This is a genomic window from Ruegeria lacuscaerulensis, from assembly GCF_013033355.1.
Classification (GTDB): Bacteria; Pseudomonadota; Alphaproteobacteria; order Rhodobacterales; family Rhodobacteraceae; genus Ruegeria; species Ruegeria lacuscaerulensis_A.
In genome coordinates this window covers 1-18,519 of record NZ_WQDY01000024.1, presented here as the reverse complement: position 1 = coordinate 18,519, position 18,519 = coordinate 1, and the positions used below count along the sequence as shown (strand labels likewise).

Below are 18,519 nucleotides of genomic sequence, written 5' to 3'. Positions count from 1 at the left end.
GCTCGTCAGGCTCATAACCTGAAGGTCGCAGGTTCAAATCCTGCTCCCGCAACCAGCGTCAGAAATCCCCTACACAGCCCGGTCAGACTACAATTGATCCCCCGGATCAATTGCTTAACGTCTTCACCGCGCCAGGCTCACAACCTCAAAGAAAGTGGGCCAAAGCATACTCCAAAGACCACTTGGGTCGAACTCGTTGTCAAACAAGCCCCGGATAATCTCCAAGGCCCCTGTACGGATCGACGGATCCAATAAAGCCTGTGCCAGATCTGCGACCTTGGAGCGATAGAGTTCGGACAGGTTCGGGTGCAGTCGCACCGGTGAAGGCTTGAGGAAGAAGGTCTGCATCTTCTGGCGTCGATACGAAATAAATCGAAAGCGAGCCCAATGCGTACCGGAGTTCTTGTGGGGCAATGGAACTCTGTTTGGCTTTCCGAAAAAGTTGATTGAGGTGCTTTCGACCTCGATCAATCGCTTGCGAGCGCCGAACCTCGGTCAGATTGATTGCAATGTCGTCATCGTTATTGAGGCAGTGACCCAGTATGGTGGACAAGTCGCGTACGAGTCGTGCTGGCAGGCCATAGTGTTCACACAAGTTCCCGATCATGCCCTCGGTAAGAACGCCGCGTTCGCCATAACTGCCGAGCTTCCATGTCATCGAGCACTTGATCCCATCCATATTCGGATAGACGGAATAGTCACCCTCATCATATTCAACGTCGCGATTATCCTTCAGACCACCGTCCAAGTTGGCGCTCATGTTATTCTCCGTTTGGCACACTCTAGGGTCTGGTCGCATGTCCAAAAGCTGATGTGCATCAAGGCAGTTCTGTATGCTCAGAAAGCGCTGGTTGAGACGAGGTGACCCCTTCAAAGGTTGCACACAAACAAAGGAACAGGAAGAGAACAGCTTGTGCTCCAGCTAATGCTTGATCGTCCAATGCGGCTTTAACGCTATTTCGGTAAGAGACCGCACACCGCACTGTAGTGGATACATGCGCCTGCCGAGTGACCGGTCGCTTTGCCGCTAGAGCAGACATTGAACCCAACACACCGCATGACTGCACTGAGCCCAAAGCGGACCAAGTGCAGCGATAAAGCACTGGACGTGAGGGTTACATGAACACGTTGTCTTACGCCACAGACTTAATCGCACAAGTCTGAAGCTTCTATTGAATTCTGGGCCTTCGTGTAAACTGGTACTGCGTGGAAGAGAAATCAGGTAATTCGGTTTGCTCCAGTACAGGAAGGCTTCGATACGTTTTGAACCAAAAACTCAGCCCTACAATTCTCTTGCTTCGCCATGGTGAAACCGAATGGAATTTTCAAAAACGACGTCAAGGTCGGCAGAATTCGCCCTTGACCAAGCGAGGCGTCGCTCAGGCAGTGGCGAGTGCAAAAAGACTAAAGCACCGCCTATCCAGCCGTCACCCACTGAAGGTAATTTCAAGCCCACTTGGTCGAGCGGCACAGACGGCTTCCATAGTCGTCGAGGAACTTGGCCTAACCCCGGAAACCATCGAGTATGAATCCAGTTTGATGGAATGCAGTTTTGGACAATGGGAGGGCTTGACGGAAAACGAGATCATAAGGCGGTTTCCCCTGGAATGGGACGCGCGCTGTTCTGACCGTTGGAACTATCCTGTGCCGGGCGGAGAATCCTATGCTGACGTACATAATCGGGTTTTTGCTTGGTATTCCGGCAAGTCGTTTGAGGGGGCTGTCATAGTTGTTGGCCACGGCTTAACCCTGCGCGTGTTTCGAGGGATCTATTTGAACTTGTCCCCAGAAGAAGTTTTTGAATTGAATGAACCTCAAGATGGTTTCATCGAGTTGCGATGCGGACAATCAACATTCGTAGAGCACTGAGGTGTCGATGTTTGGCACTTAATCCCATGACATTGGATTTCCGCTGGCTTCAAGCCTAGAAAATAATTTCTGAATGAAAGGGTTAAGTCGTTTTGTTCAAAGCCAAGTAGCTATCGATATAAGTCTGAAGAAACTGCAACGCATCGGTTCAAGGTAGCAATCCGCGAATTGATTTATTCTTTTTAGGGTCGTTTTTTAGGTCTAAGAGCAAGTCTTCCAGCTCTGGCTGATTGAGTGCTTTCGCAGCTCCCTTCGGTGAAAACCAGTGCCTTTTTCTTTCGTGCCTTTCCTTCCAACGGCGCTTCACCTTATCGACGTAGAGCGGGTAGACGGTGGCCTTCACTAGGACACTGGTACCGTCGTTAGAAATCTTGGCGTACTCAAACTCACCGATCGGCTTGCGGGAAATTGTACCTTCCACCCCAGCCTCCTCCAACGCTTCAATTTCTGCCGCGCGCCAGTCTTGCTCGCCGACCATCGGCCAGCCCTTGGGCATGATCCAGCGCCCTGTGTCACGCGACGTGATAAGGAGCACCTTGAGGCGGTCGCCGAACAATTGCAGAGGCAGTGCTGCAACTTTTTTAGTACGCTGAGCCACTATGCTTCTCGCCCTCCACAGCAGGTTGAAGTGATGATGTGACTGATCCTTTCCGATTGTGACTGGTAGAAACACAAAAAACGTCACGAATGAGCGACGAAGAATTCACTGGTTGTCGATATGCCACCCCATACCTAAATCCGACAGATGCCTTTGAACCCGCCCAGGGTAGTCAGATACAATTGCATCCACGCGCAGGTCGATCATCCTGCTTATCGCTTCGTGCTCATTGACCGTCCAAACGGCGACACATAAGCCCAGCTCTTTTGCAAGGGTCACATTTTCTGCTGTCACATCCGCATAATATGGGCACCAAAGCGAACCACCGGCTTGCTTCACCAAAAGTGGGATTTCGTCGCGGCGACCGCGAAAATCTGGGCAAACCGCTTTCGAGGAATCCTCGCCCACATCGTCCTCATTTTCCGGAAGCTGCGTAAGGTAAGAAGACGGCATATCCGGCGCCTGTCGCTGGCATTCTTCTAAAAGGTTCCAGTCAAAACTGTGTAAAACCGCGCGCGTAGATAGACCTTTGGCGCGAACCTCCTGAAGAATTCGCCCAACAAAGTTCTCTCGATAAATCGCATCATGAGCCAGGTCAGGATCCGACTTCAGTTCGAGCATCAGATAGGCATCGCCGTATTTTGGTTCGGCTACCAAATCGAGCAAGTCTATCAGCCTTGGAACACGAACGCCGTCCAGTTGCGCCTGATCCGGGAAACGTTGGCCATAGTCAGAATGCCCGTCTAACCGTCCAATGTCGAATTGCTGGATTTGCTCGAAAGTCAGAGATGAGACTTTCGGCTCTTCACCGGTCAGAAACAGGCCATTGGTGTCGCGAAAGCTGGGGGCGTGCAGACGATGATTATGGGTTATGACCGGCACGTCATCCGCCGTAAGGACAACATCAAACTCAAGAAGCGGGACACCGATAGACAGCGAGAAATCAAAACCAATCATGCTGTTTTCCGGCAAAACGCCTCTTGCCCCTCGATGGCCCACGACCCGGATCAGGTTTTCTCCACCACGGAAGGCTTCGACTTGAGGAAACGCCATTAGCCGTCCAGCCTTTCGCCGGTTGATTGGTCAAACAGATGCAAGTGTTCTGGGTCGACCGAAAACCGCATGTGCGGATGCCTGCCTTCGATCGGATGGACGCCTGGAAGGCTTATCGTGATCGCTCCGCCGACGCCCGCGAGTTGACCGTGCAACAGAGTGTTGGCCCCTAACGGTTCTGCCATCTGAATCGCTGCTTCCAGCGGACCATTATCATCCAACAGCAGGTGCTCTGGGCGGATCCCCAGCTTCAACGCGTTATCGGGACCCGCAGATGGGCCAACTTCTATTTCACCGATCTTGACTGTCCCGTTCTCACGCCGGGCATCAAACACATTCATCGCCGGGCTGCCAATGAACTGTGCCGCGAACAGTGTTCTCGGTGTTTCGTACACCTCCAGCGGAGTTCCAATCTGTTCGGCAATACCGCCGTTCATGACGATCATCCTGTCTGCCATCGTCATCGCCTCGACCTGATCGTGGGTTACGTAAAGCGCCGTGATCCCCAGCTTTTCTTGGAGTTCGCGAATTTCCAGACGCATCTGGACCCGCAGCTTGGCATCAAGGTTTGAGAGCGGCTCATCAAACAGGAAAACTGCTGGCTCGCGGACAATAGCCCGACCCATTGCCACCCTCTGACGTTGGCCGCCGGAAAGTTGTCTTGGTTTGCGATCCAGTAAGGGTTCCAGTTGCAACAGCTTGGCAGCCTCAGTCACCTTCTCGTCGATCTGGCTCTTGGGCAGACCGGCGATCTTAAGGCCGTACCCCATATTCTGGCGCACAGACATGTGTGGATAGAGTGCATAGTTCTGGAACACCATCGCGATGTCGCGATCCATCGGCTCTTTGTCGTTGGCTCGTTCCGCTCCAATTCGGACTTCGCCATCGGTCACGGTTTCGAGACCCGCAACCATCCGCAACAGCGTGGACTTGCCGCAACCCGAGGGTCCGACGATCACGATGAACTCACCATCAGCAATATCGATGTCGATGCCGTGGATGACGTCCGTTGGGCCAAAGCTCTTTTTGACGTTCTCTAGGGTTACTGTTGCCATTTCTTACTTCTCGCTATCGACAAGGCCGCGGACAAAGAGCTTTTGCATCGACACCACCACTATGACCGGTGGGATCATTGCCAGTATTGATGTGGCCATGATGATCGGCCATTCGGCTACATCATCGCCGGACGGGAACATCTGTTTGATGCCCATCACAATGGTGTTCATTTCAGGGTCGGTGGTGATGAGCAGCGGCCAAAGGTATTGGTTCCAGCCATAGATGAACAGGATCACAAACAGCGCCGCGATATTGGTCCTGCTCATTGGCACAACGATATCAATGAAGAACCGCATCGGGCGGGCACCGTCGACTCGAGCTGCTTCGGCCAGTTCGTCTGGGATTGTCAGAAAAAACTGCCGGAACAGGAACGTTGCCGTGGCCGAGGCGATAAGTGGGAAGATCAACCCATAGTAGCTGTTGAGCATGCCGAACCCGGCGACAACTTCAAAAGTTGGAACAATGCGAACCTCGACCGGTAGCATCAGCGTCAGGAAAATTAGCCAAAAGAACGTCGTTCGACCGGGAAATCGAAAATAGACAATCGCAAAGGCTGACAGCAATGAAATGATGATCTTACCCACCGCAATACCAATGGCCATCACGAGGCTGTTGAACAACATCGTGGCGACAGGCACATTCACGCCAGAAAACAATGCAGCCTTGTAGTTTTCCCAGAACTGATCACCCGGCACCAAGGGCATCGGCGGTGACACGATTTCCGGCTGGGTAACGGTCGAGGCCACAAATGCCAACCAGATCGGAAAGAAGATGATCAGAACGCCGAGGATCATTAGCGCATGGGTCAACCAGATCCCCATCCCGCGTTTTTCGACCATACCGTGTTGTTGGGCGGCCATCAGTAGTGCACCCTTTTTTCCACATATTTGAACTGGATGACGGTCAATAGGCCGACCACGATTAGCAGAATGACTGACTGCGCCGAAGATGAACCAAGATCCTGCCCGACGAACCCGTCTGAGAAGACTTTGTAGACCAGAATGGTCGTCGCCTGTTGTGGGCCTCCGCCTGTGATGGTGTGGATAACGCCAAAGGTTTCAAAGAAAGCGTAAACGACATTCACCACCAGCAGGAAAAATGCCGTCGGAGATAGCAGCGGCAGTACAACTGTGAAGAACCGGCGCCAGAAGCGCGCTCCGTCGATCGCGGCAGCCTCGATCACCGACCGCGGAACCGATTGCAGGGCTGCGAAAAAGAACAGGAAGTTATAGCTGATGCGCCCCCAAGCCGATGCTACAACAACCAGCCCCATGGCCTCGGTTCCGTTAAGGACATGGTTCCAGTCATAACCGAGTCGGCCGAGGTACCACGAGACGACGCCAACGCGTGTGTTGAACATGAACAGCCACAGCACGCCTGCGACCGCAGGGGCAACGGCATAGGGCCAGATCAGCAACGTCCGGTAAACGCCCGATCCTTTGATCAAGCGGTCCGCGATGACCGCCAGAAACAACGCCGGTATCATCGAGCACAATGTGACGAGCGTTGAAAACACTGCCGTCGTTACGAAAGAGGCTCGGTAGAATTTATCGCTCAGCAGGAATTCAAAGTTGCCGAGTCCCACGAACTGGGACGACAGCCCAAAGGGGTCAGGTATGAACAGAGATTGCCAAACAGCCTGCCCCGCCGGATAGAAAAAGAATACAGCGGAAATGATGACCTGCGGAGCGATTAGCGCCAGTGGCAACAGCCAGCCGCGAAAGGTGACGCGTTTTTCCATCCCGATAAACCACCGAATAAAGAAAATGCGGGCCTGAAACAGGCCCGCATTGAGTTAGGACTTATTGATTGGCGGATTCGAACCGGCGTAGCAGCGCGTCACCGCGCTCTTTCGCGCTGTCCATCGCTTCCTGAGCGGTTTTTTCGCCGGACCAAACGGCCTCGAGCTCTTCGTCGATGATGCCGCGAATCTGATCAAACGATCCCAAACGCAGACCTTTCGAATTTGCAGTAGGCTCTTTCGCCGTCATCTGAATCACAGCGATATCAGTACCGGGGTTTTGCTCATAGAAACCGGCAGCTCGCGTAACATCGCCTGCGTCCGCCGTGATCGGCAGATAACCAGTATTCTGGTGCCACGAAGCCTGTACGCCCGACGAGGATAGGAAGCTGAGGAATTCACCCACGCCCTTGTATGCTTCAGGATCGTGGCCTTCCATCACCCAAAGCGAAGCGCCACCGATAATGGTGTTCTGCGGCTCGCTTACCAAGGCTTCCCAATAGGGTAGCGGGCGCACATCGAATTCGAACTCGGCTTCGGAGCTGATGCCAGCGTAACCGGCCGAACTTTCGGTAAACAATGCGCATTCGCCGGCCCGGAAGTTTGCACCACCTTCATTTCTGCGTCCTGTATAGATGAACTTGCCATCCTTGGCCCAGTCACCCATTGCTGTCAGGTGTGCGACCTGCGCCGGACCGTTCAACATCAGCTCGGTATCCAGACCGGCAAAACCGTTGTCCTGCGATGCGAACGGAACGTCGTGATAGGCCGACAGGTTCTCGAGGTGAATCCAGCTTTGCCATGCTGTCACCAGCGGGCAGTCCTCGCCGCCAGCCTTAAGCTGCTCAAGCGCGTCGCCAACCTTTTCCCAGGTCGATAGGTCTGTGTCCGGATCAACACCCGCCGCTTCGAAGGCATCGCGATTGACCCACAGAACCGGTGTGGACGAGTTGAAAGGCAGTGAGAGCATTTCTCCGTCCGTTGTAGTATAGTACCCTTTGACAGCGCCAATGTACGCGTCAGGATCAAACGATGCACCGCTTTCAGCCATCACTTCATAGACGGGTTTGATTGCACCTTCGGCCGACATCATCGTTGCAGTGCCCACTTCGAAAACCATTAGAATGTGGGGCTGCTCACCGGCGCGGAAGGCCGCAATTCCTGCGTTCAGAGTTTCTGAGTAGTTGCCTTTGTGGCTTTCGACCACGACGAACTCATCCTGGCTGGCGTTGAACTCTTCGACCTGCGCTTTAACGAGCTCACCCAGTCGGCCGGTGAAGGCGTGCCAGAACTGAACTTCAGTTTGGGCCATCGCCGCCACGGGGGACAACGCAGTAGTTACGGCGAGAGCGCCGAGAAATTGCTTATTCATGATTCCTCCCATGCATCAGTGTTGATGCTTCGTTGAATACCGACCGCAACGCGTAATCAGCACACATGACGATTTCCCGACGTTAACGTCACAATTGTATAATTCAAGCATTTAATTTTTGATAAAAGAATAACATTACATTATAAACTTGCAAAACAAACAACGAACTAGGTTCAAAGCATGAGTCAAACTTTGAGGATCCGCCAATTGGAAGCACTCATGGCAGTTTCTACAAATGGGTCGGTCACTGCTGCAGCTACGGATCTTGGGATAAGCCAGCCTGCGGTTAGCCGACTGCTTTCTGATCTGGAAAAATCGCTTGGCTTTCAACTTTTTGATCGCCGTGAAGGTCGCTTAGTGCCTTCGCAGGAAGTGCGTTATTTGCAACCCAGCGTAGAGCGTGTTTTGGAATTGATGAAGCAAATCTCGGATGTCAGTCAGGATATAACGAAGCGCAAAGCGGGACACATCCGCATCGCATGTTTGCCTGGGTTCGCCACCAGTCACCTTCCCAACGTCATCGCCGAGTTTTTAGAACATCGGCCAGGTGTAACAATGACGATCGAGCCTGACAGACCAGAACGCATTCTCGAGTGGATGATCGGTGAGCAATATGATTTCGGAATCACAGACAGCTTTAACGGGCATCCGGCCGTCGAAAGCAGAGACATCGATGTCCGTACAGTTTGCGTGTTTCCTACCGGACATGAACTGGAAGAACTCTCCGAGGTGTCACCTGCGGATCTTGCGAATGCCAAGATTATTCACACGAGGCGCGACAGCGATTTTTTTGGACAACTTTCAAAAGCGTTTCAAAGCGCCAACGTCAAACTCAACTCTCACATCGAAGTCAGGCAGTTCACGGCAGCTTGTGAATTGGCTGTAAAAGGTGTTGGGATTTCCGTGGTCAGCGAGTTGGACGCCGTCCAATACGCAGACAACGGGTTGAGCTACCGACCATTCAAACCGCTCTTGTCACATACGCTTTCCCTTGTGCGTCCGATTTTGAAGCAACCGTCATTGGTGACGCTAGAGTTCATTGAGCAGTTCCAAGAGAGCTTAGCCCCATTCAAGGTAGGTAAACTCCATCACTGACTGTAGGGCGGCAAACGCCGATGTTCGCTACCAGTAAGCCGTACTTTTTCTATCTTCGTAGCTTGAAACCAATGCTTGAGCATTTGGAATAGCCCCCGAGATCGATCTCGGATTAACAATCAAAAACGGCGAAAAGCCGAGTGGTTCTGCAATTGAGCATGGATGATTTAGTTCCTTATCCTAAGGCACTTTAGCGCCCGCTTTGTCCGCTGCGCACTCATTTCACGAATGACCGAACCGAGCCCAAAACCGACAATCGGATTCCGTGGTAAAGACCAGTAGGCAGGGCCAGCGTTCCGAGTTGTTTAGTTCGTAGGGCTGACCGCGTGCAGTCTCCAAGAATTTGGAACGCCCTTCAACTCGTGCTTTCCGCAGTCTTGAAACTCGAACGGCGCACCAAGCATCAGTTGCCGCGTGAGATCGGAGGCCAAAACCTGTCCTTCCTGGGCTTGGCCCATCACCCGAGCGGCTATGACCACGCCAAGGCCGCTGATATCCTCGCCGCGAATTTCAATCTCACCTGTGTGAGCGCCGAAGCGTGCGTTAAGGTCGATTGCAGACAATGCTTCACGTAAAGAACCAGCGCAGGCCAGCGCACTTGTAGGAGAACTGAACGTCGCCAGAACGCCGTCGCCGGTGAATTTCACCAGATGACCACCGTGTCGAGAGATCTGGTTTGTGCAAACGTCATCGTGGCGGTTCATAAGGTCTCGCCAATTCTCATCACCGATACGTGCTTGTTGTGAGGTGGATGCGACGAGATCTGAGAACAGAACGGTAGCAAGGGTGCGCTTGGGTTGGATCGTCGCCGATGCTTCGCCGGTGACAAACTCGACGATTGCAGCCGCATAACTGTCCACGTCGCCTTCCCATGGCACATGCTCGTGGCCGGGTATGGTTTTGTATTTAGTGGATGGCATCAAACACAGAAAATCCTTGGCGCAATCAGCCCCGTTGGGTTCTTCAAATTCGCGATGTATGACCAAAGTGGGTTGTGAAATAGAAGGCAGCAATTCCCGGATATCTATCCGGGCAGCCAATTCGAACAGGCTGGCGACTGTAATAGGGGTCGCGCTCATCCTTTGGAAATGCGCCCATGCTTCCTGAGCTTCAGCATCGTCCTCACTTGGGCCAAAAGCCGAGAAAGGGTGAGGTTTATAGAGCTTCCCCCAGTTCTCGCGAAACTGCTTCAACGCGATTTTAAGGCTTTCAGGGGTCAGGTAACCGCGAGTAAGACGGCCTTGAGCGTACCCGCCGCACAAAGCCAGACGTTCGACGCGCTCGGGGCGCATCGCGGCATAGACACAGGCAAGTGAAGCCCCCTCGGAGAAAGCAATGACCGTGGCTGAGGTCATTTCAGTGACATCCATTATAGCCTCTATATCCATGACGCGCTCTTCAAGGGTTGGTGTCCCCTGAATGCGGTCTGACATGCCGTTGCCGCGTTTGTCGAAGGTCACCAATCTTCCTACCGAGCTGAGAGCTGTCATCCACTGCAGGTAGCCCGGATTTTCCATGGACGCTTCCAGATGCGAAATCATTCCGGGGACCAACACAAGATTGCGCGGCCCATCGCCCCAAACTTGATAGGCGATGGACAGCCCGTCGCTTTCGGTGAATAGGGTCTCCACACTGGCAGTCATGCGCCCCTCCCAGTCGTTCTATGGCCAATACTCCGCCGTGTTTTCAATGTGGTTCCGACGGAGCCAGCGCATGATCATATTGAAGTTCGATTTGCCTGTCGATCAATGATCTCTTTGGTTGAGCGCAACGTGCGTCATTTAAGATTGTAAAAATCAGGTAAAAACCGGAGGTTTGCATTGTCCGCACTGCTGTCCTTGGTTCAGCCCGCAACGAATGCCCGCTCACGTTTCCGCGACGAAAAGATGCGCTTCTTGTGGAACGTGCAATACACCGGATCTATCGTACCGGGCCAGCTTAGCGGCCACTTCTGCCACAACCGCTTCAGCAATACTTTCTCCCGCCTTTCTGAGGTACACCTCAATCGGCAGAGCCATGATTTGTGCCCGCAGGTCTTCAAAACGGCGTTCAAGCACCAAGGCGTCATGACGGCTGATTTGGAAGCCTGCGTCCGTCAGAAGGTTCGAAATTAAGTCTCCATCGCGGAACGAAAACGGCGCCTTCGCCTTGGTCGCTGCGTCGGGGCCAACATGTCTTTCGAGGGCGTCTGCAAGCGCCCCATTAAATGGTGACACAGCGCGCCAACACGTCAGAATGAGCTGCCCTTGATCACGCAGTATGCGGTGAACTTCTGTCAAGGCTGCCGGTTTGTCTGGGAAGAACTGCAGGCCCTGTTGAATGAAAGCATAGTCAAACGAGCCGTCTTTACAGGGCATGTTGCATACATCCGCAGCGTGCCATTCAATAGTATGATCAGATTCTGGTTGGTTAGCCCGCGCAACCTCTATCATCGTTTCGTTTAAGTCCACGCCGACAATGCGTCCTTTGCCAGACAAAGTCTTGGCGATCTCACGTGTCAAAGCGCCTGTGCCGCAGGCTATATCTACGATGCGCGCGTCATTGCGGAGGTTAACGTTCTCCATCGTCGCTTGCGCCAGTGGTCCAAACATGGCGGGTACACTATGGCTGTCGTATTTGAGAGCAGCTTCTTTGGTCAGTCGGAAATTGTCTGCAGCCATCACCCTAACTTTCTGGTATTCGCCGATCGTATAGAGTGTTTTGTTACTCTGGGAGGCAAGCGTGGAGTTCAATCGGAGCAATCAATCCGCCGGCGATGTTCCGAACCATGTGTTGAACCTTAAGCGCCGTATCATCGCCCATGATAAGATGAAGACCCAGTGGTGGAGGGCCATCTGCACGGTTTTGCGCGGCAGCCAGATCGGCGAAGAACTGTTTGGCAAATTCAGTGCGGTCGATCCGGTCACTCACCTCGAAACCAACGGACTTCAAAGCAGCCTCATACGTCTCCGGTGGTGCGAGTGCACTTTGATCTGAGGAAGAAGCCCAAGGCGCCGGATAGTCCATTTGTCCCTCTCCGACTTGCATCACATCGTAAATTGCAAAGATTCCTCCTGGCTTGAGGACCCGTTTCGCCTCGCGCGCTATGCCTACTTTTTCCGCGATGTTCATTCCAACGTGGATCATGTAAGCGGCGTCCATGCAACCAGCTTCTAGCGGCAAATCGAGCACGCTGCCTTCGATAAGTTGAACCCGATCCGATAACCCGGTCCATTCGGTAAGTGTCCTTCCGGTTTCCACAAACTCAGCGGTCAAATCAACGCCAGTTACTTGCGCTCCGGTAGCTGCCGCAACATAGCGTGCCGGACCGCCGAGACCGCATCCAAAATCGATAACCCGGCTTTCGGGCGTAAGGCCAAGAGCCTTCACAAACGGTTCGGTTGCGAGGCGCCCACCAATGTGAAACTCGTCAACTGGAGCCAAGGCGTCTTGAGAAAACGGTGGGGTTAGGTTCATCGCTGCGCAACCAGCAGAAATCTGCTGTAGCAGGTGACCGGAATGGTAATGGTGCGCGACTTCATTGGGATTAGTCATTACGCAGCCTCTCTAATCGATGCAGCTAGGGTACACGCAGTTGTCCGAAATGTCAGCTTCGTCTGCGTACCTGCTGTTAGCGGCAACGCCGCTCAATGGCCGGTTTAGCGCACATGCCCGCATGTCAGTCGCTTTCACAACCGCATTTAGATTCCAAAAAGTCCAGCCAGAATCCGTCGTGAGGATTTCTGTAGGCGGATAGTGGAATTCCAAGGTTTAAGATTTGGGTGGCATTTTCTGAGCCTCGTGGCTCATGTCTTGTCCTAAGCTTTCCATATTGGGTATTATCCGTAGCAATTTGTGGAGAGGCCGTTAAGTTTATGAACCGTTGGGAAGCCAAATGAACGCTCCCAAAAACCTCCAATTTTCACCCGCGGAGAACGTCAGTTTCCTACCATGAGCGACGAATGCTTCGCTAATTATCTATGCCGTTTTTTTGGCGCGTTTTTGTTATTCGTTGCAGTTTATCTGAGCATTGGTTTTTGTTTTTTAACAAGGGTTTGGGTGACAACTTGGGTAACAATTGACGAGTTTTGTACTTGGTTTCCATTTAGGTGGAAATTGACGTTCATCCTATCTGAGTGCTGCTCGGAGCCCAACCTGTATCTTAGTCAGTTCGCTTTAGGTAAACTTAACGCGCCTGGGCGGCCTATCGGGCTCGTAGATCACCTTTATAACTTATCACAACACTGTTGAAACATGTGGCTCTTGTATACAATGATTGTGTTTCCAGTGTTTACTGTAGCGAGTACCCGTTTGGAAGAAGCCGATTCTCATCGCGTATCAATTTCTCTTGCGGCCGCAAAAAGTCGCGACTTGTTGTTGATTGCAATGGCTTTTAGCATTTTTACTAACCTGCTTATGCTTACAGGCCCGGTATTCATGCTTCAGATTTACGACAGAGTTTTAAGCTCTCGTTCAGAAGAAACCTTACTGGTTCTATTCGGCTTGGTGACGCTGTTATTCACAATTTATGGGTTTCTAGAATACGCACGTGGACGCGTTTCTGCGAGGATAGGTGCCCGAATTCAGAGCACCTTCGGGCCGCTTGCGTTCAAAGCGCTTCTGGAACGTTCGGCGCTCAAAAGAAGCTCGGGAATCGAAAGCCACGGGTTGCAGGACATTGAAGCGCTTAAGGCATTCTTCTCGTCCCCGTTATTGTTGGCTATCTTTGACCTACCTTGGACGCCCATTTTTTTAGTCGCAGTTTTTATCTTTCATCCTTATCTCGGCTGGCTCGCGCTTGCTGGGGGTTGTGTGCTCGTTTCGGCAGCTTTGATAAACCAGATTTTAACCGTTAATAAAACGCTACAAGCCCAATCAATCTCTCAGTCAGCAAACCGATTTGCCGGTCAAGTCCAAGAAATGAGCGATTTGGCCTGGTCGCAAGGAATGGCTTCAGACTTGGAAAAGCGTTGGAAAAAGCTTCAAGATGCAGCGCTTCATTCTTCAATTCTAGCAAATGACTGGACGGGTGGTTTTGCGTCTTTTTCCAAAGCTTTTCGGTTTTTTCTCCAAGCGGCGATGCTTGGGCTTGGCGCTTGGTTAGTTTTGCAAAATGAACTGACTGCAGGCGCGATGATCGCGTCTTCAATATTACTAGGCAGGGCACTGGCTCCAATCGAACAGTGTATTCCACAATGGTCGCTGGCGCAAAAGGCGAGACGAGGTTGGCGTCGGCTAGATGAGCTGTTGCAAGAATTAAAGCTCGATGACGAAGTGACTACATTGCCGAAACCTGAAGCGTCGTTAACAGTCGATGGCGTCACGGTCTTTGCGCGAGGGCGCGAACACCCTGTTCTGGGAAATGTCTCATTCCATCTAGCACCTGGCGAAGCGTTGGGGATTTTGGGGAAAAGTGGTTCAGGAAAAAGCACTTTAGCTAGGGTTGTTATGGGATTGGTTAGTCCACATAACGGAGAAGTACGTTTAGGTGGCGCTACGCTTAAGCAATACGGTCCGGAAGAAATGGGTAAGCAGATTGGTTACTTGCCGCAGGACGTTCATTTTTTTGCTGGAACGATTGCAGAAAACATAGCTCAGATGTCACTCGAAGTTTCTCCTGAAAGAGTGGTGATAGCTGCCAAAAGGGCTAAGGTTCACAGTATCATTTTAAATCTTGATGAAGGATACAACACAGTTATTGAACCACTTGATGATAAGTTGTCAGGAGGTCAAAAGCAAAGACTTGCCCTTGCTCGCGCTCTCTATGGTGATCCTAAGATCCTTGTGCTGGATGAACCCAATTCCGCATTGGACAAAGAGGGGTCTGATGCGTTGAATGCAGTCGTTTCAGAGTTGAAAGCCGCGAACAAATCAGTTCTGATTATGACTCATCGCCCAGTCGCTATTTCAGAATGTGATAAGTTACTTATTCTCCAAGGCGGTCAAACAAAAGATTATGGTCCTCGCGACCAAGTACTTGGTTCCTCGCTCAAGAACGTGATGTCGATAAAGAGGCAAATTCAAGCCAATGAAAACGAAGAATTTAGATCTGCCGGGGCGCATCGAAAAGTTTCGAAAGCAAGTAAAGAGTTTCGTTCAATCCGTAAAAGAAAGTTGGGTAAACAGAAAGCACAAGGCTTTAAGTCAGTCAGGAAAAAACACGGACATTGAAGAAGTAGCTGATTGGAGCGCCTTAGTTCCTATTTACATTGGCGTGACCTCAATAGCGGTTTTGATTTTTGGGATTGGCTACTGGAGTTTGTTTACTAGGATTTCCGGTGCTGTTGTTGCCAGCGGTACTGTGAAAGTAGAAACCGAAAGACAAGTCGCTCAGCATCCAGACGGAGGCGTTGTTTCAGCGATTTTAGCTCGCGATGGAGATTCAGTGGAGGCGGGCGACGTATTAGTCAAACTTGACGGCACATTTCTAAGATCTGAGTTGCAAGTCGTGGAACGACAACTGATGGAAATTCTCGTGAGACGTTTCAGGTTGGAGGCTGAGAGAGACCAGCTTTCAAATCTTCAGGATATCGCTTTAGGAGAATTTTCAACGCTGGACAACGAATGGATGACCTCACAGCTTCAGGGTCAAAGAAACCTTTTCAACGCGAAACTGGCTTCACACAAGAACGAAATCGATCAACTGAAACAACAGTCATTTCAAATCGAGGATCAAGTCCGAGGTATAGAGGCTCAAGTGAGCGCGCTAAAAGATCAATTGGATCTGGTCGAGACCGAAATCAAGGATCTTGAGGCCCTGTTGGAGCAAGGGTTGGTTCAAGCGTCTCGGGTTTTGGCACTCAGGAGAGAGCAGGCGAGGCTGAAGGGAGAGATAGGCCAGCTAGAAGCTGCAAAAGCCGAGGCGAAAGGGCGGCAAACGGGCGTTTCAATCGAAATCATAAACTTGGAAAATAGGCGCCGGGAAGGCGCCATTACAGAATTGCGTGATTTACGTTTCAGCGAGATCCCTTTGGTGGAAAATCGTCAAAGTTTGAAGAAACGACTCTCGAGGTTGGAAGTTAGGTCACCGTCCGAAGGCGTTGTTTTTGGGTCATCCGTTTTCGCGGAACAGGCTGTTATCAAACCTGCTGATCCGATTATGTACATCGTCCCAAAGGATAGACCACTTCAAGTATCAGCGCGAATTGACCCCGTGCATATTGACCAAGTTTACGAAGGTCAGCCTGTTTCACTTCGTTTTACTACCTTTGACCAACGTACAACGCCTGAAGTTCTTGGTGTCGTAGTCAGGATATCAGCTGATACATTTACAGATGATGCGCAGGAGGTGCCTTATTATGAAGCGGTGTTGCAACCCGACACAAAGTCTCTGACTGCGACAGGTGATGTTTTGCTCGTTCCGGGAATGCCTGTGGAGGCATTTATCAAAACTGATGCACGTGCACCGATTTCATACCTCGTTCAGCCTTTGGCCAACTATTTTCGACGCGCTCTAAGGGAAAATTAAGTCGTTGTTTTCCGTATCCTTTAAGAGCCGGAAACAGACATTCGTAGCGACGTTAGCGGACTAGCCGGCACTGGACTTTATTCGACGCCGTCGCGTCCAGTCGCTGTTCGATTGACGTGTTTTGCACGTACAAATCCGTTAGTTTGTTGACTCAATTTTATCGAGTTTATATCGTCCCGATACCTTTAGCGTGAGCTTTTTACTGTTTAGTGCCAAAGTGCGTACCTCGGCTAAAGGTCAAAAAACTTAATGAGTGCAGATAAGAATATGGTTTGAAGCCCCAGAGTAGAGATTTTTTCATAGTTTGCCGGGGGGCATTATGGCTGACTTTAATCTCGAAGCGGAAGGTTCCAGAGAAACCATTGGTGGAGTGACATTTATCAACTCTCCAAATCAGGGATCCGGTACAGGAAATTTCGAACCTTTTTTGGCTACAAGCGACGAAGCGAGCACATCAGATGGTGTTGCCGCTGGATTCAATACCGTAAACGATTCAAATTCTGCAATAAATAATGCCTTTGGTAACAACGAGTTAGACAAACAAAAGACGAGAGAAGTTAAGCTGACTGATATTCCCGTCACCGTTATTGACGGAGTCGAATATTATGAAATTCGCTTGGATTTGAATGAGAGCAATAGCGACGATCTCATAACACTAGAAACATTTCAAATTTACTTGTCCGACGATGGCACGATCGGAACCTACAATGACCTGACTTCGAATGGAAATTTGGTCTACGATATTGATGCAATTGAACCAACTACTCTGTTTTTGGCCGAAACATCTACAGGCAGTGGCACTGACGACTACACGGTATTGATCGAAAAAAGCGTCATCGATGCGTATTTTCTAGCAAACCCCAGTGAGTCTTTTGAAGATTACTATTTCTACCTTTATTCGGAAATGGGCCGCCCTGGTGAATATGACGAAGAGGCAGGCTTTGATGAGTGGAACATCCAAAGCGCTGGGACGATTAATGGCTTCAAGTTCGGGGATCTTGATGGCGACGGTGTTTACGAACCAGAAGATGGAGAAAGCGGGCTGGAAGGTGTTGTTGTATACATAGACAGCAACAATAATGGCATATTTGATGCAGACACTGAACGCGCAACTGTCACGGATGAAAATGGTAACTTCACTTTCTTCGGAGTCGCGACCAGTTCTGACGATATAATTATTCGTGAGGATATTTCTAGTTTAGAGGCGGGCTCCGAGCCAACCAACGGCACCTTGGATGGTCAAGGCGATGATCCCTATTTCTGGGTCGCGAACCTTTCCGAGGCCGGAGATACAGATTTTGTCCAGATCGGAAACTTGGTTCCAAATCCACAGATAATGATTACCAAAACGGTTGTCGATGTGGACGGTGAAGGCTCTGAGGGAATAGCTGAAGATGCCGGGGATGAAATTACTTATCAATTGGTGATCGAAAACACGGGCAATCTGGCTCTGGCTGGCGTTACTGTGACTGACCCCTTGACTGGGGTAAACATTTTGGTCGGTGATCTGGAGGTAGGTGAAGTCGTCACAATCGATGACGGCGACAGTGATGGATTGGGTGGAACAGTAGATCTAACCTACCAAGTAACGCAGGAGGATCTGGACAGCAGAGGCGATGCAGAGTTTGGCGATGTCAGTGACGACGACGATGGCAACATAGAGAACACCGCCAGCGTAAGTGGATTCTATGAAGAAGAGGAAGTGACAGACAGCGATGATGCTGACGCTCCTTTGGCCTACCAGCCTGGGATAGAGATCGAGAAAGAGATTACAAGCGTTGACGACCTGAATGGCAACGGCCTTGTCGACGCGGGTGATCAGATCAATTACAGCATCACGGTCACCAACACGGGCAATGTGACGCTGACGGATGTGGATGTTGAGGACCCGCTTCTGGGGGGTACTCTGGCCTCTGGCGAGACGATCGCTGTTGGGGGTGAGGAGACCTATACGGGGTCTTACACGATCACGCAGGCCGATGTGGACAGCCAGGGCGATCTTGAGCCCGATGATCTTGGCGGTGACGACGACGATGGCAACATCGACAACACGGCGACTGCCGACAGTGCTGAGACGGAGGAAGTGTCGGATTCCGCGCAGCAGCCGATCGCCTACCAGCCTGGGATAGAGATCGAGAAAGAGATTACAAGCGTTGACGACCTGAATGGCAACGGCCTTGTCGACGCGGGTGATCAGATCAATTACAGCATCACGGTCACCAACACGGGCAATGTGACGCTGACGGATGTGGATGTTGAGGACCCGCTTCTGGGGGGTACTCTGGCTT

At 51.3% G+C, this 18,519-nt stretch carries 15 protein-coding genes; 5 read left to right on the top strand and 10 right to left on the bottom strand.

Annotation, left to right across the window (positions count from 1 at the left end):
- Positions 1 to 199 precede the first annotated feature (199 nt).
- Entirely contained in the window at positions 200 to 760 is a 561-nt protein-coding gene (locus GOW48_RS21970) for a hypothetical protein (protein WP_170756198.1), read from the bottom strand.
- 503 nt (positions 761 to 1,263) lie between these two features.
- Between GOW48_RS21970 and GOW48_RS21965 the strand changes: the two genes are divergently transcribed.
- On the top strand, positions 1,264 to 1,869 hold the full coding sequence (locus GOW48_RS21965) for a histidine phosphatase family protein (RefSeq protein ID WP_170756573.1): 606 nt from the start codon (positions 1,264 to 1,266) through the stop codon (positions 1,867 to 1,869).
- 148 nt (positions 1,870 to 2,017) lie between these two features.
- On the opposite strand, the gene GOW48_RS21960 is transcribed toward GOW48_RS21965, so the two are convergent.
- The 6 genes from GOW48_RS21960 to ugpB all read right to left on the bottom strand — a co-directional run bounded on the left by GOW48_RS21960 (position 2,018) and on the right by ugpB (position 7,689).
- Positions 2,018 to 2,467: an NUDIX hydrolase gene (locus GOW48_RS21960; protein WP_170756196.1), complete on the bottom strand. Its 450-nt coding sequence runs from the start codon at positions 2,465 to 2,467 to the stop codon at positions 2,018 to 2,020.
- Positions 2,468 to 2,572: 105 nt separating this feature from the next.
- Positions 2,573 to 3,520: a glycerophosphodiester phosphodiesterase family protein gene (locus GOW48_RS21955; protein ID WP_170756195.1), complete on the bottom strand. Its 948-nt coding sequence runs from the start codon at positions 3,518 to 3,520 to the stop codon at positions 2,573 to 2,575.
- Entirely contained in the window at positions 3,520 to 4,575 is a 1,056-nt protein-coding gene (gene ugpC / locus GOW48_RS21950; protein ID WP_170756194.1) for a sn-glycerol-3-phosphate ABC transporter ATP-binding protein UgpC, read from the bottom strand. Before ugpC ends, GOW48_RS21955 begins: the two co-directional genes overlap by 1 nt.
- A gap of 3 nt (positions 4,576 to 4,578) precedes the next feature.
- On the bottom strand, positions 4,579 to 5,415 hold the full coding sequence (gene ugpE / locus GOW48_RS21945; protein WP_170756199.1) for a sn-glycerol-3-phosphate ABC transporter permease UgpE: 837 nt from the start codon (positions 5,413 to 5,415) through the stop codon (positions 4,579 to 4,581).
- A 20-nt stretch (positions 5,416 to 5,435) separates the two neighbouring features.
- The gene (gene ugpA / locus GOW48_RS21940; protein WP_170756193.1) at positions 5,436 to 6,317 is read right to left on the bottom strand and encodes a sn-glycerol-3-phosphate ABC transporter permease UgpA; all 882 of its coding nucleotides are present in this window, start codon (positions 6,315 to 6,317) and stop codon (positions 5,436 to 5,438) included.
- A gap of 61 nt (positions 6,318 to 6,378) precedes the next feature.
- Positions 6,379 to 7,689: a sn-glycerol-3-phosphate ABC transporter substrate-binding protein UgpB gene (gene ugpB, locus GOW48_RS21935; RefSeq protein WP_170353184.1), complete on the bottom strand. Its 1,311-nt coding sequence runs from the start codon at positions 7,687 to 7,689 to the stop codon at positions 6,379 to 6,381.
- 180 nt (positions 7,690 to 7,869) lie between these two features.
- Here ugpB and GOW48_RS21930 point away from each other — a divergent pair, with 180 nt between their 5' ends.
- A complete protein-coding gene (locus GOW48_RS21930) occupies positions 7,870 to 8,784 on the top strand; it encodes a LysR substrate-binding domain-containing protein (RefSeq protein ID WP_170756192.1) in 915 nt (304 codons plus the stop codon).
- A 305-nt stretch (positions 8,785 to 9,089) separates the two neighbouring features.
- On the opposite strand, the gene GOW48_RS21925 is transcribed toward GOW48_RS21930, so the two are convergent.
- The 3 genes from GOW48_RS21925 to GOW48_RS21915 form a co-directional block, all read right to left on the bottom strand.
- On the bottom strand, positions 9,090 to 10,427 hold the full coding sequence (locus tag GOW48_RS21925; RefSeq protein WP_170756191.1) for an adenylate/guanylate cyclase domain-containing protein: 1,338 nt from the start codon (positions 10,425 to 10,427) through the stop codon (positions 9,090 to 9,092).
- A 222-nt stretch (positions 10,428 to 10,649) separates the two neighbouring features.
- Complete coding sequence (locus tag GOW48_RS21920; RefSeq protein ID WP_170756190.1) at positions 10,650 to 11,444, bottom strand: class I SAM-dependent methyltransferase; 795 nt, start codon at positions 11,442 to 11,444, stop codon at positions 10,650 to 10,652.
- Between the two features lie 43 nt (positions 11,445 to 11,487).
- Positions 11,488 to 12,318, bottom strand: a complete 831-nt coding sequence (locus GOW48_RS21915; RefSeq protein WP_170756189.1) for a class I SAM-dependent methyltransferase — start codon at positions 12,316 to 12,318, stop codon at positions 11,488 to 11,490.
- 717 nt (positions 12,319 to 13,035) lie between these two features.
- On the opposite strand from GOW48_RS21915, the gene GOW48_RS21910 reads away from it, so the two are divergent.
- From GOW48_RS21910 to GOW48_RS21905, 3 genes are all read left to right on the top strand, one after another.
- Positions 13,036 to 14,934 carry a type I secretion system permease/ATPase gene (locus tag GOW48_RS21910; RefSeq protein WP_170756188.1) on the top strand — a complete coding sequence of 633 codons (1,899 nt, stop codon included), beginning with the start codon at positions 13,036 to 13,038 and terminating at the stop codon, positions 14,932 to 14,934.
- 43 nt (positions 14,935 to 14,977) lie between these two features.
- Entirely contained in the window at positions 14,978 to 16,231 is a 1,254-nt protein-coding gene (locus GOW48_RS22575) for an HlyD family type I secretion periplasmic adaptor subunit (protein ID WP_331251856.1), read from the top strand.
- 319 nt (positions 16,232 to 16,550) lie between these two features.
- Positions 16,551 to 18,519 (top strand): DUF7507 domain-containing protein (locus GOW48_RS21905; RefSeq protein ID WP_170756187.1); only part of this gene is annotated, 1,969 nt, incomplete at its 3' end.